Below are 16,605 nucleotides of genomic sequence, written 5' to 3'. Positions count from 1 at the left end.
ATCCAGTTATCCCTCCAGGGAGCGCAATAAAGGAATCACTTGGTCAATCATGCTGGGGGTGCTCCAACGGCGAATAACCTGTTCTCTTGCCAGTTTGCCTTTTGCTCTGACTTCTTCCGGATGCTCCATTGTGTAACGCATGAGCCTGCGGATATCCGGCAAAGAAGGGACCGCCCAATGGGAACCCTGATAAATTTCATCATTGGGGATCCCCAATGCGGGAATTTCCTCCAGTTTCTCCACCTGAATCAAATATCCGTTTGCTTCATTCACGAAGTCCAGATGCGCTGACCAATTGGTAGTAATTACAGGAATCCCCGATGCCATGGCTTCCAATGCAGGCAAATTCCACCCTTCTCCCCGCGTGGAAATGATATAGCAGTCGCCGGCAGTGTACAACGAAGGGATTTCTTCATAATTCATTCCATGTGTAATCAAATGCAGCCGGGGCGGCTGTTTGTTTCCCGACCGCTGGATCATTTCGTTCCATAGGCGGTGCATTTTACTTCCGTTCGGATCGAAATCGCTGCCATCATATGTCTTGATCACTAACGCCACCGGATCCTCATACGTAAATTCTTCCAGGTAAGCCTGCAGCAAAAATTCATAACCTTTACGCGGAACCCATTCAAAATTGGATACAAACACAAATCTGCCTTGGGTCTTTAGATAAGATAGAGGGGGAACCGCCGGATGGAATCTATCTGCGTTAATCCCGATCGGAACCACCTTTATCTTTTCCGGGTCTACTCCGCTGGCGGTAAAAGTGTTTCTGTTGAAAGTTGACGGTGTCCAAACCTGATCCATTTGGTTGCATTTTTTTGCCCAGTGGGGTGGAAGACGGTCACATTCCAACATTGTCATTCCGATATTCACTCTTCCCGGGTAAAGGCGAAAATCTTGAGCTTCACAAATTTGAATGACCGGACCTGCAGAGAAACTATCGGATCCGCATAAATCCAGCAGTTTTTTCTTTTGTACAGGAGGCAATCCCGAGTCCAATTGGCTCCAATCCCTGGGCAGGATACGGATAAGGTATCCACGCTCAAGCAGACCGAAAATAAGGTTTCTCGCAGCTTCTGCGTAACCGGATGCATCGAAAACCGGACATTTGAAAGTCAGTTTCATTGCTGATTCCTCTTTTTCAAACGACCGATGTGAGGGAGAAACAGATCCTGAGCCACAGCGCGTTCCCCAATCGTTGTTACCGGTTTCGAACCGCCAATCTGAACCATCCAATTTTCGTAATACTCCAGCTTCACATTTTCCAATCCGGCCTTTTTCATCAATTCTGTCAGAGTGGCATTGTCAAGGATGCAGCGGTGTCTCTCCCATCCTTCGCGGTCGTCTCCAAATATCAGTTTGTTGAAGCTTTCGTTGCTGATTTCGCCCTTGGCGTAAGCGGTGGCGATTTGCCGTCCGTCATAGATTCGAACCATCACGTGACCGCCCTCTTTAGCGATTCGGCGGCACTCACTCAGCGCCCTTCCAATATCGTGATAGGGCAAATGTTCCAACAAATAGCCGGGAACGATTACTTCGTCATAAGTATTGTCCGGTACAGGCATGTTTCGAATATCGGCAACAATGTCCACATGGGGTAACGGACGAATGTCCAGATGTTCGAATCCAAGGCTGATGCAATTCGGCAGGCAGCCGATTTCCAATGATCTGATTCGCTTTTCTGCCTTGCTTTCATCGACCGTAACATGGGAACGAGCAGCATTATCCAACCGTTTTCTCAATTCGCCGATCTCCACCCGGGGTTTTCTCTCGCCGCCGCAATATCCCTTCGATTCGATATAGTCCTTGATTACATCGGGGTGAGCGTAAGGAAAAGGCCTTCTCTCCGCCTGTTCCCAAAAGTGTTTGCTCGTTCTACCCTCGTAGTAATAGGGATCCCCCATTTTTCTGGCGTATTGTTTCAGCTTGTTTAAAATAAAATGCATCGGTTTGGCATACCCGTAATGAACATAATGGAGGCCTGAGTCCGCAATTACAGGACCTAAGCCAACCAATGATTCATGCAGCCGGTTAATGAACCTTACTTCCGGAGTTCTGCGAAACAGGAAAATGCGTTGAAAGCGGCTATCATACTCATTGACGTTCTGCATATGGTCCCAGCCAAACATCAGATTAAAAAATCGGCAGGTGTAACCATCTATCTGATCGTACTGCAACAGAACCGGAAGCACCTCTTCAATGTCCTCGTAGAAAACTTCGTCTCCGCCCAGATAGAGAACCCAGTCACCCGTACACTTTGAGAGGGCCAGATTGCCTAACTCGGAGAAATCCTCTGCGGTCGACTCAAACAACCTTACCTTGTCAAAAACACTTAACCGTTTGCGGGTTTCATCCGTCGAACCGTTGTCGATCACAATGATTTCATCTGCGACGTTATAAATCGAAAGGATCGAAAAAGGACAAAACTCCTCCTCATTTTTCACATAATACATCGCGCTAACCTTAGGACGATGAGGCAAAAACTCCAACCTCCTTCCAATCCTCTATAAGCTTTCCTGCCAACTCTACCGTAAGGTATGCCGGTACAAAAGAAATCGTTATGAGTTTTGGTAAAATTTGGGCTTTGAGACCAAACGGGAAGCCATATTTATACAGACATGAACGTCTTGTGGAAATGGATGCCGATTCCATACGGAAGCCAGTTTTCGATTGTCGGCAAACAAAATTGCGCCTTCACAATCTATTTTTTCTACCTCAATCCTGCATCCCTGTTCCCGCAGGCCAGCCATCAAATTTACCAGTTTTTGATTGATATCCGGATTGGATGTTTCGCAAAGAAAAAAAAACAGGGTAAGGTAAGCTAAAGGCCGGACCAAATCATATTCGTGCCAGCGGGTCCAAAAAGTCTGGTGGGATTGCAATTCCTCTTCGTACCATTGTTCCGGCTTATCTTCCCTTCTTCTCCCCCTTGTCGACCCTTCCTTATGAATGGCAATCGCTGTTCCGCAATATACCACTCGCCACCCGGCCTGCCTGGCGCGAAGGCAAAAATCAACATCCTCGTATGACAACTGATAATCCTCGCATAAAAAGCCGATCTCATTGAGAACTTCCCTTTTTATCAGCATCAGGGCACCGGTAACGGACGCAACATCGTAAATTAGGCAGGCCTTTGGAAAATCGCCCGGTTTGCCCCGATACAGATGCTCATAATGTTCGGGAGCAAACAATGCGCCTCCGGCATGCTGGATTGTGCCGTCAGGGTACAGCAGCCGACACCCAACTATGCCTATATTCCCTGCCGCTTCCGCTGTTTTCAGCATCCGGTTCAACCAACCCGTCTGCTGAAAAACCACATCATTATTTAAAAGCAATACATAATTCCCGGATGCCGCCTGCAGGCCGGCGTTAACCGCTCTTGCATAACTCTTGCGCGACGGCATTTCGATTACCTTGATTCTGTATTTGCAAGCAAGGGAACGGATCTTTTCCTTTTCCTCTTTGTCGCTTCCATCATCTACGACAATCAATTCGTAATTGCTGCTGCGAACGGTTAGAATAAAGCTGGAAATACAGCTTTCGAGCAGGTTGGAACCGTTTAAAGTCGGAATAATTACTGTGATGAGCTGCTGAAGTTCCAATCGGCTCTTTTTTTTTTCTCACGGCTATCCCCCCGCGAATTTTCAGTCAAGCAGACTCATAATTGATTAAAATGGATTCTATATATAGCGTAAGGCTTCATTACTACCGGAGAGGAGGATGGCAGCAGGTGAAAATTGCGTTCTATTACGACTCTTCGTTTGACTGGAATGACAGTGACCTTGAAATAAAAGGAGTTGGCGGTTCCCAATTATCCCTGATAAGGATTTCGCGTGAATTTGCGAAACGGCACCATGTTACCATATTTAACAGCACTTCCCGGGAAGGTTTGTACAACGGGGTACAGTATCGCCACTATCGGTCATTTAAAATTGAAGAGTATTGGGATGTTTTTATCAGTTTCCGGTGTGCCATCCCCTCCCCTGACGTAAGAGCTTCCTGTAAAATTCATTGGTGCATCGATCCGGGCGACAATACTGTCGAAAGGGATCTGCCTTATATAGACAAAATCATCACGATCAGCCCGTTTCATACGAAGATGATCCGCAATATATTTCACATAGACAGCAACAAGATTCATGAGGCCCGTCTTGCCATTGATCCGGACGAATACAAGGAATCTCTGGAAAAAATACAGAATCAGCTTATCTACTGTTCAGCGCCGGAAAGAGGGCTTCAACACGTTCCTGCCATTTACTCTCTCATTAAACAGCAAGTACCTGATGCCACATTGGTAATCACCATGGATTACAGCCTTTGGGGGTTTGAGCCGGGAATTGATGAATTTCGCGGTTTGTTCAAAGGTTTGGATGGAGTCAATTATCTCGGAAATATTCCCCGTGAACAGTTGATCAAGCAGCAGAAAGCAAGTATGCTTCATATTTATCCGTGTGATGGACCTTATGAAATGTTTTGTTTGGCTTCTATGGAATGTCAGGCTGCCGGAACTCCAACGGTCGCCACCAGCCAAGGAGCCCTTTCCACAACCGTTCAGGACGGCGAAACAGGTTTGTTAATCCACTCACTGCCTGACTACGATTCACGCTTTTACCAATCATTCGCAGACACGGTAGTCAGACTTCTGAATGATCCGGTAACCTGGCAGAAGATGAGCAGCAAAGCCCGGTCACGGGCATTTGCGCAATTTTCCTACAGAGATCTGGTTAGCGAATTGGAAAACAGGTTTGCCGTTTGGAGCAGCTCGTTCACATTATAATAAGCTGTCAAAGTACCTGCATCTTCCCAAAAGCCTTGCAGTATATCATGGGAAAGCTCTCCCGTTCGTATGAAATAATTATTGACATCAGATATTTCCAATTCCCCTCTTGTGGAAGGAACCAACCGGGCTATTACCTCAAAAACCTCAGGCCTGTACATATAGATGCCGGTTACCGCGTATCTTGATTTTGGTACAAGCGGTTTTTCTTCAATCGCAACAATGCGCTGCTCTTTTAGCTCCGCTATGCCAAAACCAAAGGGATTTTCCACTTCCTTCAGAAGCACCTTGGCTTTTTTGTTCCCCTTAATAAACTCCTGGACAAATGGCGTTAAATCATCTTCCAAAAGGTTGTCGCCCAAAATTACGGTGCATGGGGAATTGCCGACAAAATTTTTCCCCAAAAACAGAGCTTCTGCGATCCCGCCCGGCTTATCCTGTACACGATACGTAAAATTCAATGCAAAATCGCTTCCGTTTCCCAACAATTGCGCGAACTGTCCTACATCCTCTTTGCCTGTAACAATCAGAATATCGTTGATTCCCGCTTGTCGTAACTTTAAGACAGGATAATAAATCATTGGGAAAGGCCCGACCGGGAGAAGGTGCTTATTCGTAATTTTCGTCAGGGGATATAAGCGGGTTCCTTTCCCGCCAGCCAGAATGATTCCTTTCATACTCTACTCTTCCTTCCCGGTCCGGCGGTAAGTATTTTTTAAAAAAAGTTTTTTGATCTCCTGTTCCTTGTCTTTATGGCAAATAAGGACAGCCTGGTCGGTTACGGTAATGATCAGATCCTCCAAACCGATGGCTCCGACGAAAGCCTTTTCGCTGTAGATGATGCAATTGTTTGTATCCAGCAGTTCATGTTCGCCTACCACAACATTCCCTTCGCGATCTTTGTCAATCAGTCTTTCCAGTGCGGTCCAATTGCCCAAGTCATCCCATACAAAAGATCCCGGCACAAGATAAATGCATGTGGCTTTCTCCAATACACCGTAGTCGATCGAGATTTTATGCAAATCCATATACTCTTGCTGCAAAATATGGTTTGCGTCCGATTTTCCAATCGAAGCCTGGATTCTTCGGAGACTGCCGGCCAACAGCGGCATATGCTGTTCAATCAAAGACCGAATGACAGACGCTTTCCAAACAAAAATCCCGCTGTTCCAATAATACTGGGGGACATCAATCCATCGCCTGGCCGTTTCCAGGTCAGGTTTTTCGGTAAATCTTTCAACAGGCAAAGCAAGGCCGGCTCCCCCTTCTTTTACTTTTATATAGCCATACGCTGTCTCTGGCCTGTTTGGTTTGATACCTACCGTGACGACACCCGGAGATTTTTTCGCCTGTTGATAAGCTGTCATGATTGCGGTTTGGAAAGCCTCTTCACCATCGATATACTGATCGGAGGGGAGAGTGATCAAAACCGGATCGATATTTTTTTTCAAAAAATGGATGGCCGCCAGTCCGATACAAGCGGCAGTATCCTTTGCTGCCGGTTCGACAATGATATTTTCATCAGGCAGCTCCGTTTGTTCTTTCACATACGGAATGTATTTTTCCGTCGTAATCACATAAATGTCTTCAAAACGCATAAAAGTGGCCAACCGGTTGACCGTTTTTTGAAACATGGATTGTCCGTTGAAAAAAGGAATAAATTGTTTAGGGAAATCAGGCTTGCTTTTCGGCCAGAGTCTGGTGCCGTTACCACCTGCCATGATCACTGCTTTCAACAAAATATCCTACCTCCTAACTCCTCCGCCAGTCGTTTCGTTCTAGCATATTATTTCGTCCAACAAATCGAAACGGCATTTGACCCCTCAAGATCGCAATAAAAGAAATGCCCTCCTGCATTCCGGAAAGGCATCTTCCCCATTGGCTGGTTCGATCAAAACGAGCGGCCGCTTTGCGGGAGCAAATAGCAAATCGCCGAGCGCGGAATATATTGAGAACTGTAAGAAATTTTTTAAATGGCAAGAGGAGAAGAGAGGAGAGAAAGACCTGTGTTGCAAATTCTTTTGGCAACCTACTGGCCCCTTCCGCATATCGGAGGGGTATCAACATATGTGGATGCATTACGACGTCAACTTGAAGATCTGGGGCACAAAGTGGAAATTCTGGCGCAGCACCCGGATCTGACAAAGTTTTACTTGCTAAAACGCGGCACGGAAATCAGTAAACTCTCTCTTCTGCAGCATGTCGAATCGGAGGTACTCAATAAGTATCGACAGCTGGAAACCGTGCTTACCCCTTGGATGGCCCGGCGCGAGATCGAAAAATATATATGTGAGACTGCATTCCGGGAAATGGGGCTCGATTCCTACGACATCATTCATACACAGGACATTCTGTCAACCTTTTCCTGCGCAAGGGCAAAACCCCCTTTGACTCCTCTGGTAGCTACGATTCATGGCTGCCTGGCGACAGAATGGATCGTCAACGGGGAAATTCAAGTCCGTACCAGCCTCGAACAAGAGTACCTGGCGATGGAGGAATTTTATGGCGCCATGTCGGCAGATTATCTGATTCTACCAAGCCGCTGGCTTTCCAGCCGCCTTTCCGCTTTTCAAATTTCACATCCCCAACAGCATATCATCCCCTATGGCCTGGACCCGAAAACGTTTCAGAAAAGATTACAACAAACGGAGCCGATCCCCGATGAAACCGGCAAAAAGATCATCGCCTGCCCGGCCCGTTTGGTAGCCATCAAGGGACATACTTACCTGCTCAAGGCGCTGTCGCTTCTTGTCCAAAAAAGAAAGGATTTCGTTTGCTGGCTGATTGGTGACGGAATCATGCGAAAAGACCTTGAGGAACAGGCATTTGAACTTGGTCTGTATGAATACGTGAAGTTTTTGGGAGATCGTATGGATGTTCCGGCTCTTCTGTCTCTTGCCGATATCGTCGTGCTTCCTTCCCTCCAGGATAACCTCCCGTTTGCCGTAATCGAGGCACAGACCGTTGGTAAACCCGTGGTCGCTTCCAAAGTCGGAGGAATCGTCGAATTGCTTGAAGACGGAAAAAACGGCATGCTTGTGGAACCAGGAAATTATCGTCAACTCTTTGAAAAAATGCTATTGCTGCTGGAAAACAGGGACCTGTACCGTCGACAGTCCGAGGCGGCGAGGAGGCAATCACAGAATGACTGGAGATTAGGAACCATGGTGGAACGAACTTTGGGGGTTTATCACGAGGCAATGGAAAATTCTTTAAGACGCTGCGCTGGATCATGTTTAAGGTTTCCACAAATTCCGGATCCTTGCTATACGGAAGAATTAAAGAAAAAATACGATAGATTGGCCAAGACGGGCGATATCGAGGTACCTCCCGTCGCTGATTTGTTTGGTCAAGTAAAACTGAAAAGCACTCAGGCGACAGTGTCAAATGCATTTGTTCACTTGGTTGATATGTCCGGAATTGTATTGCAAACTGTTTCAACGGATAAGCGCGGAGAATACTCGATCCGGAACTTGCAGCCCGGCAACTATGCCCTGACTTGTTTTGCCGAAACGTACGGATCACATTCGCAAAAAATTTGGGTGCCTGAATCTTCAGCGTTAAAAATAGACATTGAGATTCCTTCAGATTCTGCTTAAAAAGGGCGAATTCCTTGCTGAAAACGTCCAAACTCCTCGGATTTCTCCAAAATAGAATGTAGTGTAGTCAAACCATCAAATCCCGGGAGGCGATCTAATGCCAAAAACAAAGGACAAAGAGGACAAAGGAAAGAAAAAACTGATCGACATTACGAAGGAATGGAAAAAATCGATAAAGGGTTCTAAAAACGGCGGGAAAGACAAATCCGGCAAAACCAAAAGCCGGGCAAAGGCAATAGACAAAGAAAGAGCCTTAAATCCTGGAACAGCGCCCTATACCGGCCCTGGTACCGGTCCAAACACAGGTCCCGGAACAGCACCCGGCACCGGTCCCGGAACCAGTTTAATGTCTTAACGTACCATAATAGGCCCCCTGTACCCACAGGGGGCCTTTGCATTGGCTTTTGTGCAATTTTATCACTGGCAAATCTACCATTTTTATACCTGCTTGGACACGAATCCATACCAAAAAAGGGTTGGCCCCGTAGGATAAGGTACGGTCAACAACTTATTTTTTGGGAAAGGAGTAGAGTCATGGAAAATAACACCTATTCTGTAGCAATTATAGGCCTTGGATATGTAGGTCTTCCGCTTGCGCGTTTGTTTCTTGAGAACGGTCATACCGTTTATGGCATTGATGTCGATGCGGCCAAGATAGAACTGCTTGCCAAACGGCAAAGCTATCTGTCCGATTTTACCAATACGGATATCAGAAACATGTTTGCCAAAGGCAAATTTTATGTCGCTGCTTCCTATGAAACAATTACAAATGCGGAAGCAGTAATTCTATGTGTGCCAACCCCATTGGACGATCATGCAAGACCGGATCTCAAATATGTCCGGGATGCGATGCAAAATGCCCTCCCCTATCTTAGGGCCGGACAATTGGTCAGCTTGGAGAGCACGACTTATCCCGGAACTACCGAAGAGGTACTGCTTCCCATAATCGAATCGACCGGGCTTAAAGTCGGAAAAGATATATTCCTTGTGTTTTCTCCCGAACGAATCGATCCGGGCCATACACAATTTAAGCTGCATGAAATCCCAAAGGTATTGGGCGGGGTAACGAGATATTGCGCAGAAATTGGGAAAAAAGTCTATGAATCCATTTTTGATCAAGTAGTCGTAGTATCTTCCTCCAAGGCAGCCGAAATGACCAAACTTCTTGAAAACAGCCAACGTCTGATCAATATCTCCTTCGTTAACGAACTGGTTATGCTTTGCAACGCAATGAATATCGATCTGTGGGAAGTCATCGAAGCCGCACGAACGAAACCTTACGGTTTCACCCCTTACTATCCCGGACCGGGAATCGGCGGCCACTGCATCCCGGTAGACCCCTTGTATCTGTCAGCGAAAGCAAAAGATTACAACTTTGACGTGGAATTTATTGAACTGGCCCACAAAATTAACGAAAAAATGCCCGACTTTGTGGTTGAAAAAGTTCGAACGTGCCTTTCGTCAAAACCTCTGTCAGATTGCCGGATTCTTGTAATTGGAGTTACGTACAAAAAAGATGTCGATGATTTGCGCGAATCACGGGCGTTGAAGGTGATCGAAAACCTGATGAATACCGGTGCCACGGTAAATTTCTACGACCCCTATGTTGATGAAATTCAAATTCAGGATAAGCGCTTAAAGAGGATTACCCTCACACACAGGTCTGTGAAACAGCACGATTGCTCATTGATTCTTACGGATCATACCCGAATTCCGTATGAGCAGATCGTAACCCATTCGCCTCTTGTCATCGACACTCGAAATGCAACCAAACACTTAAAGCAACGTTCCAATGTGATCTTGCTCTAGGAGGGATCGACATGAAGATTCTTGTTACCGGAGGGGCGGGGTTTATTGGGTCGCATCTTGTCAATAGACTCTTGCAAATCGGTCACAAGGTGTTGACTTTGGATGACCTGTCGAACGGTAAGTTGGAATATCTAGATCGGGCATTAACCCACAACAATCACACATTTGTTCATGATACGGCTGCCGACCGGGACACTGTCCGGAAACTCGTCGAAAACTGTGATGCGGTTTTCCATCTGGCCGCGGTTCTGGGTGTAAAAAACACGGTCGAAAATCCGCTAAAACTGATGGAAGTGAACATTGACGGAACACGTAATGTATTGGAAGCAGCCCATAAAGTCCGGGCAAAAGTCGTGCTGGCGTCCACATCCGAAATTTATGGCAAGAATGAGAAACTGCCTTTCAAAGAGGATTCCGACCGAGTCCTGGGGGCTCCCTCGATTCACCGCTGGTGTTATTCCACAGCGAAAGCAATTGACGAACATTTTGCCTTTGCCTATGCGGAGAAAGGCCTTCCGGTTACCGTAGTTCGCTACTTCAATGCATACGGACCGGGACAAACTTCCTCACAGTATGGGGGTGTGGTCCCTCGCTTCATAAGAGCGGCCTTAAACAACGAACCCATTGAAGTTTATGGAGACGGTACGCAATCCAGATGCTTCACGTACATCCAGGATACAGTGTCAGGAACGGTGGCTGCACTTGGTCCCAGAGCAAACGGACTTGCGTTCAACATTGGTTCCGATCACCCCATCACCATTCGCGATTTGGCGGCCACCATACGTCAACTCACCGGTTCTTCGTCTCCGATTGTATATGTTCCCTATGACGCAGCATATGGTCCTGGCTACGAAGACATGAGAGCGCGCATTCCCGACCTCACCCGTTCAAAATCGGTTCTAGGCTACAAACCGACAATTTCCCTTGAAGAAGGATTGCGCAGAAGCATTGAATGGTACCGGAACAACCTCACTTAAGAATCGGAGGTGAAAAAAATGAAAGCCATTGTCACCGGGGGAGCGGGGTTTATCGGATCTCATTTAGTTGACGAACTTGTAACGATAGGGGCTGACGTTCATGTGATTGACAACCTGTCAACTGGACGACCTGAAAATGTTAACCCCAATGCCAGCCTACACGTATTGGATGTGTGCAGCAAAGAAGCAAAAGATCTGATTGTTCGCCAACGGCCCGATGTAGTGTTTCACGAAGCCGCTCAGGTCGATGTACTGCGTTCGATTCGGGAACCCGACTTTGATGCCAGCGTGAATATTGTAGGAACGATTAACGTATTGGAAGGCTGTTGCCAGGCGTCTGTGAAAAAATTCATTTACGCTTCTTCCTGTGCCGTATACGGAGACTTAAAGAAAGATCTGATTCGCGAAGAGGATCCGGCTGACCCGATTTCGTTCTACGGAACTTCCAAATTGACATCGGAATCGTTTGTCCGTTTGTTTCATCAGATGTACGGAATTCCCTACACAATTTTAAGATACGCAAACGTTTACGGTCCCCGACAAACGCCTAAAGGGGAAGGGGGAGTAGTATCCATTTTTCTCGACCGCATTCATAAAAGTCTTCCCCTCGTGATACATGGAGACGGAGAACAAACACGGGACTTCGTATATGTGAAGGACGTAGTAAACGCAAATCTCGCAGCCATACAACAAGCGGACCAGGAAGTTATTCACGTTGGGACCGCGACCCGGACCTCCATCAACCAACTGGTTTCGGTGTTAAACCGAATCCACGGTTCCAAGTTGCCAGTTGTACATGAACATGAAAGGCCGGGAGATATCAAACACAGTTGTCTGCACAACAAAAAGGCTTATAACAAAATGGGGTGGATTCCCAAATACGATCTGAATACAGGTCTTCTGGAAACCTATAACTCCGTATTTCGGAACTGACAATTGGTTGCCCGTACTTGGTAAGTTCAATTACGGGCAATCCTGTTATTCATCCTCTATGGGAAGGAACATTGTGGTGTGATCGCCCACATTCATCCGTATTGATCGGGGGTTCCCACGGCTTCCTTCGATTTGGACCTCACTTCCAATAATGCTTTCATCAATTCTTTTCGAGACTTTTTTAACATGTGAACCATTCAACACAATGCTGTTCTCGATTTCGGCATCCACAAGATGCACTCCTTCCCCAACCGACGTGAAGGGCCCTACGTAAGATCTGATGATTCTTGCACCGATACCGATAGACACTGGTCCGCGAATAACCGAATCCTCAATGTAGGCTCCCGTCTCAATTACAACCGGTTCCTGAATCATTGATGATACAATGGTAACGTTGGAACCACGGATTTCCCCTTGCAGATTTAATAGAACCTGCCGGTTGCATGCAAGCAAATCTTTTGGTTGACCGGTGTCTTTCCACCAGGAACGGCAAGGGCTGGCAGTCACCGCATACCCCTTGTCGATCAAGCCTTGTATGGCGTCAGTAAGCTCGTATTCTCCCCGGGCGGAGGGACGCAAATCATCGATAACATCAAATATTTTCGGTGTCAGGATATAAACCCCAATTATCGCATAAGAACTGGGAGGATCCTTCGGCTTTTCCCATAGACGAACGATTTGGGAACCCTTAAACTCAACCACTCCAAATTGGCTGGGATTCTGAACCTGACTTACAAGAAGCAATGCTTCCGGTCCTTCTTTTCTGAACCGTTCGATCAATTCATTGAGCTTTCCATCGTAGAAATTGTCCCCCAGAAAAAGCAGGAACGGATCGTTCCCGATAAAATCGCGTGCCATCCCGACAGCATGAGCCAATCCTTTCGCCTCCGGCTGTTCAATGAAAGAAAGGGCAACATCACCCGAATATTGACCCAGCACTTCTTCAAATTGAAAACGGAAATAAGGAGGGACCACAATCCCAATTTCTCGAATGCCCGCTTGCCGCATTTTATCGATCACATATGCGATTACAGGACGGTTGGCTACCGGCAGGAGATGTTTGGGTCTTGAATAGCTATAGGGGCGCAGCCGAGTCCCTCTTCCACCGCAAAGGATCAATCCTTTCATTTTGACCTCCCCCTATCCGACAGTAAAAAATGAGTTCCATTTACCCAGCTTTATAGGTTAGCGTATGAATCGGATAGGGGACTGGGACACGGCGTACTTCCCTGTGCGGGAGCCCTTTTCTTTCTTTTTTGTCTTCCTGATCCGTTAGCAAACAGATGATCCCTGCCAACCGGCTCCTTTGTTGTTATTTTGTTCCACTTGATACGAACGTATGTCCTTGAATATAATATAGAACACAAGTTCGTATAAGGTGGTAAAGTATGATCGAATTCCGTGCCACAGCTCTGCTTCGTGAAATGTTTTTGCGGTCGATCATGATGGAATGTATTCGACTGGACGCAAAAGATATTAAACAACTATCCTCCGGCCGTGGTGACGTCTGGATACAGGGTCTGTTTGAACCGTTGCATAAAAAATTGACAGACGAGTTAATTGAAATCAAAAGAACTTTGCGAAGAAACGCCGTGTTTATCGTTGAGGAAGAATGGCGGGAATTCGATATCTTTGTAAAGTACAAAGAAAACAACATCATTAAAGAGGCCATATTCCCGATGCCCATGCTCGCTGCAGAAGTACAGGGAAGGCTGAAGCATATTTTAGAGTGAAAAAGATTGAAGCAAGCCGGACTCTCTCGAATAGGAGCTGGCTTGCTTTGGCTACGGGTATAGAATTACAAAAACTTTCGGTGCGACTTCTTCCCGTCATACGTGAACAGCACCGATCGGTTCTCCAGGACGGTTTCCAGATGGACCGGGCGGCCCCAGAGGCGATGGACATAGGGAAGGGTCTTCTCCACATACTTGATGTCCAGTTCGACCCCTTCGTATTCATGCTTGATGTAGAGTTCCCCGTTGCGCAGGTAGTCGCCGTCCTGCACCAGCAGCACCGGGAATCCTCCGTTCACCCGGGCCGCACACAGCTGATCGCGAACCTTCTCCCAGTCTTTCTCCACAATCTTCCACTCGTTTCCGACCTTTTGGTACAGGTAGAGATCCATTTCCTCGACCAGATCCTTGGTCAGGTAGTTGCGCAGGAAGGAAATGTCCGACTCCGCTTCCCGGATTTCAAACATCTTCTCCCGGCCCTTGCCGGGTTGCCGTCCCCACCGTTCCCGTTCTTCCCTGGTCGGATTGTTCCAGCGTTTCTCGATATCCTCCCACATCTTGAGCCCAACGTGGTAAGGGTTAATGCTGGTCCGTGACGGCAGGACCACCCCCGCATGCATCCGGGCAAAATCGATGGTTTCCTCCTCCGTCAGATCCAGTTCGCGCATGATGCGCAGGTGCCAATAGGTCGCCCAGCCTTCATTCATGATCTTGGTTTCCAGCTGCGGCCAGAAGTAGAGCATTTCATCCCGGATCATCGACAGAACGTCCCGCTGCCAATCGGTTAAGATTTTGCTGTGTTCCATAATGAACAGAACCAGGTCTTTCTCGGGTCTGGCGGGTATTTTTTGCGGAACGGGTTCCTCCTGATTCGGTTTTTCCTTGCGGTCGGATCTGTCAAGATCCCACAAATCCTGGTAAGGCGACTTCACGTCCGGCTTTTTCTCTTTCGGCACCACATCTTCGCGGGGACGTTTTCTGCCCACGAAGGAAGGGTCGATGTGTTCCTGAATGGCAAGCGCCGCATCCAGAAGTTCTTCCACCGCGTTTTTCCCGTATTGGATCTCATAAGACCGGATGCGATCGGCTGACACTGCCATGCTCTCCACCATATAGCGGGAAGTATGGGCGAACCGGGCGTTGTTCTTGAAGAAATCGCAGTGGGCCAGTACGTGCGCGGACACCAGTTTGTTCTGGATCAACGTGTTCCCGTCAAGCAGAAAGGCGTAACACGGGTCGGAGTTGATGACCAGTTCGTAGATGCGGCTCAGTCCGAAATCGTACTGCATCTTCATGCGGTGGAAGGCTTTCCCGAAACTCCAATGGGAAAATCGGGTCGGCATGCCGTAAGCGCCAAATGTGTAGATGATGTCTGCCGGACAGATCTCGAACCGCATTTCATAAAAATCAAGCCCGAAAGATCGGGCAAGTTTCATCATCTGATCGATTGAGGCTTCAAGTTTCCTGATTTCTTCGTTAGTCATTTCAGTCCCCCCATAGCACGACCGGGCACTCGTGGCCTATCCGCAGATTCACGGGGCCCCGGTGCCCAGGCGCAACTGGCTCTTCTCCAGGTGTCCTAAGACACCAATTGTTCGCTTCGTGCGAAGAAAGTGGTCAGAGCTTTATAGACTTCGCTTTTCTCCCGAATCAGAATCGTCTTGAATTTGGGATCCTGAATGTACTTGAACGCATTCATCAGAGTGGAACTGCGGTTGTACTGGTTAACCTCTCCGTAGCCGAAAATGTTGCAAAGGGATGTAAGTTCCCGGATGATGCGGACACATTTTTCATTGTCGGAGGTCAGATTGTCCCCGTCCGAGAAGTGGAAAGGATATACATTGTAACGATCGGGATGATACCGTTGATGGACAAGATCCAGAGCCAATTGGTAAGCGGATGAACAGATGGTGCCCCCGCTTTCTCCTTTGGTGAAAAACTCTTCCTCCGTAACGATCTTCGCTTCCGTATGGTGGGCAATGAACTGGATGTCCACATGTTCGTATTTCGTTCTGAGGAACCGGACCATCCAGAAAAAGAAACTGCGGGCAATGTACTTTTCGAAAGAGCCCATGGAACCGGACGTATCCATCATGGCCAGAACCACCGCGTTGCTCCGGGGAATGCGAACTTCCTCCCAGGTCTTGTACCGCAAATCATCCGGCTTGATGCCGTGAATTCCCGGCTGTCCCGCCAAGGCGTTGCGCTTGAGAGTTTCCATGATGGTGCGTTTCTTGTCGATATTGCCTGTGAGCCCTTTTTTGCGGATATCGGTAAACCGTACATCGGGAACTGTAATGTCATCTTGTGTTTTCTGCTTGAGATTGGGAAGTTCCAGGTTCTCAAACAGAATGTTTTCCAGCTCTTCCACGGACACTTCCGCTTCGAAGTAGTCGACTCCCGGTTGATCTCCGGCACCTTCTCCCTGCCCAGGAGCCTGTTTGGGATCCCCGTCGCGTCCGAGAACGTCGCCCGGCTTGGACGATCCGTCCCCCTGCCCTCCATGCGGCTGTTTGTTGTAGTTGAATCGAAAACGGTACTCATCCAGGGAACGGATTGGGACTTTGATGATCTGCCTGCCGTCGGTCATGATGAGGCTTTCTTCGGTAATCAAATCTGCCAGATTCTTCTTGATGGCTTCCTTCACTTTCTCCTGATGCCGCTGTTGATCCTGATAGCCTTTGCGATGCAGTGACCAATCCTCCCGCGAGAGGATAAAATTGGGCCTAGTCATGCGCGTTCCCTCCTTCCCGTAAACATTTGGATTGAGATGT

General features: G+C 47.6%; 15 protein-coding genes. 7 read left to right on the top strand and 8 right to left on the bottom strand.

Annotation, left to right across the window (positions count from 1 at the left end; translation table 11 throughout):
* Nucleotides 1–6: 6 nt before the first annotated feature.
* The 3 genes from EFBL_RS19465 to EFBL_RS19455 all read right to left on the bottom strand — a co-directional run bounded on the left by EFBL_RS19465 (nucleotide 7) and on the right by EFBL_RS19455 (nucleotide 3,605).
* Complete coding sequence (locus tag EFBL_RS19465) at nucleotides 7–1,128, bottom strand: glycosyltransferase family 4 protein (RefSeq protein ID WP_096184294.1); 1,122 nt, start codon at nucleotides 1,126–1,128, stop codon at nucleotides 7–9.
* Nucleotides 1,125–2,483: a glycosyltransferase gene (locus tag EFBL_RS19460; protein ID WP_096184292.1), complete on the bottom strand. Its 1,359-nt coding sequence runs from the start codon at nucleotides 2,481–2,483 to the stop codon at nucleotides 1,125–1,127. Before EFBL_RS19460 ends, EFBL_RS19465 begins: the two co-directional genes overlap by 4 nt.
* Before the next feature lie 78 nt (nucleotides 2,484–2,561).
* Nucleotides 2,562–3,605: a glycosyltransferase family 2 protein gene (locus EFBL_RS19455; protein WP_096184290.1), complete on the bottom strand. Its 1,044-nt coding sequence runs from the start codon at nucleotides 3,603–3,605 to the stop codon at nucleotides 2,562–2,564.
* 128 nt (nucleotides 3,606–3,733) lie between these two features.
* On the opposite strand from EFBL_RS19455, the gene EFBL_RS19450 reads away from it, so the two are divergent.
* The gene (locus EFBL_RS19450) at nucleotides 3,734–4,780 is read left to right on the top strand and encodes a glycosyltransferase family 4 protein (RefSeq protein WP_165912624.1); all 1,047 of its coding nucleotides are present in this window, start codon (nucleotides 3,734–3,736) and stop codon (nucleotides 4,778–4,780) included.
* On the opposite strand, the gene EFBL_RS19445 is transcribed toward EFBL_RS19450, so the two are convergent.
* Both EFBL_RS19445 and EFBL_RS19440 read right to left on the bottom strand, forming a co-directional pair.
* Complete coding sequence (locus EFBL_RS19445) at nucleotides 4,714–5,457, bottom strand: sugar phosphate nucleotidyltransferase (RefSeq protein ID WP_096184287.1); 744 nt, start codon at nucleotides 5,455–5,457, stop codon at nucleotides 4,714–4,716. The two genes, EFBL_RS19450 and EFBL_RS19445, sit on opposite strands and share 67 nt — an antisense overlap.
* A gap of 3 nt (nucleotides 5,458–5,460) precedes the next feature.
* Complete coding sequence (locus EFBL_RS19440) at nucleotides 5,461–6,519, bottom strand: mannose-1-phosphate guanylyltransferase (RefSeq protein WP_096184285.1); 1,059 nt, start codon at nucleotides 6,517–6,519, stop codon at nucleotides 5,461–5,463.
* Between the two features lie 267 nt (nucleotides 6,520–6,786).
* Between EFBL_RS19440 and EFBL_RS19435 the strand changes: the two genes are divergently transcribed.
* From EFBL_RS19435 to EFBL_RS19415, 5 genes are all read left to right on the top strand, one after another.
* Nucleotides 6,787–8,379: a glycosyltransferase gene (locus EFBL_RS19435; protein ID WP_165912625.1), complete on the top strand. Its 1,593-nt coding sequence runs from the start codon at nucleotides 6,787–6,789 to the stop codon at nucleotides 8,377–8,379.
* A 97-nt stretch (nucleotides 8,380–8,476) separates the two neighbouring features.
* Nucleotides 8,477–8,734 carry a hypothetical protein gene (locus tag EFBL_RS19430; RefSeq protein ID WP_096184281.1) on the top strand — a complete coding sequence of 86 codons (258 nt, stop codon included), beginning with the start codon at nucleotides 8,477–8,479 and terminating at the stop codon, nucleotides 8,732–8,734.
* A 179-nt stretch (nucleotides 8,735–8,913) separates the two neighbouring features.
* Complete coding sequence (locus EFBL_RS19425; RefSeq protein ID WP_096184279.1) at nucleotides 8,914–10,188, top strand: nucleotide sugar dehydrogenase; 1,275 nt, start codon at nucleotides 8,914–8,916, stop codon at nucleotides 10,186–10,188.
* Between the two features lie 11 nt (nucleotides 10,189–10,199).
* The gene (locus EFBL_RS19420) at nucleotides 10,200–11,165 is read left to right on the top strand and encodes an NAD-dependent epimerase/dehydratase family protein (RefSeq protein WP_096184277.1); all 966 of its coding nucleotides are present in this window, start codon (nucleotides 10,200–10,202) and stop codon (nucleotides 11,163–11,165) included.
* Between the two features lie 18 nt (nucleotides 11,166–11,183).
* On the top strand, nucleotides 11,184–12,098 hold the full coding sequence (locus EFBL_RS19415; protein WP_096184275.1) for an NAD-dependent epimerase/dehydratase family protein: 915 nt from the start codon (nucleotides 11,184–11,186) through the stop codon (nucleotides 12,096–12,098).
* Between the two features lie 45 nt (nucleotides 12,099–12,143).
* Here EFBL_RS19415 and EFBL_RS19410 read toward each other — a convergent pair whose 3' ends face one another.
* Nucleotides 12,144–13,226, bottom strand: a complete 1,083-nt coding sequence (locus tag EFBL_RS19410; protein WP_096184273.1) for a glucose-1-phosphate thymidylyltransferase — start codon at nucleotides 13,224–13,226, stop codon at nucleotides 12,144–12,146.
* A 260-nt stretch (nucleotides 13,227–13,486) separates the two neighbouring features.
* Here EFBL_RS19410 and EFBL_RS19405 point away from each other — a divergent pair, with 260 nt between their 5' ends.
* Nucleotides 13,487–13,831 (top strand): YhjD family protein, encoded by a 345-nt coding sequence (locus tag EFBL_RS19405; RefSeq protein ID WP_096184271.1) that lies wholly within the window; start codon nucleotides 13,487–13,489, stop codon nucleotides 13,829–13,831.
* A gap of 65 nt (nucleotides 13,832–13,896) precedes the next feature.
* Here the strand turns inward: EFBL_RS19405 and EFBL_RS19400 are convergent, their stop codons facing one another.
* Nucleotides 13,897–15,315, bottom strand: a complete 1,419-nt coding sequence (locus EFBL_RS19400) for a SpoVR family protein (RefSeq protein ID WP_096184269.1) — start codon at nucleotides 15,313–15,315, stop codon at nucleotides 13,897–13,899.
* A gap of 95 nt (nucleotides 15,316–15,410) precedes the next feature.
* Nucleotides 15,411–16,565 (bottom strand): sporulation protein YhbH, encoded by a 1,155-nt coding sequence (gene yhbH, locus EFBL_RS19395; protein WP_096184267.1) that lies wholly within the window; start codon nucleotides 16,563–16,565, stop codon nucleotides 15,411–15,413.
* Nucleotides 16,566–16,605 lie beyond the last annotated feature (40 nt).

The sequence above is a fragment of the Effusibacillus lacus genome, assembly GCF_002335525.1.
GTDB lineage: Bacteria > Bacillota > Bacilli > Tumebacillales > Effusibacillaceae > Effusibacillus > Effusibacillus lacus.
The sequence above is the reverse complement of the archived record's forward strand: the minus strand, read 5'-3'. Positions and strand labels throughout refer to the sequence as shown.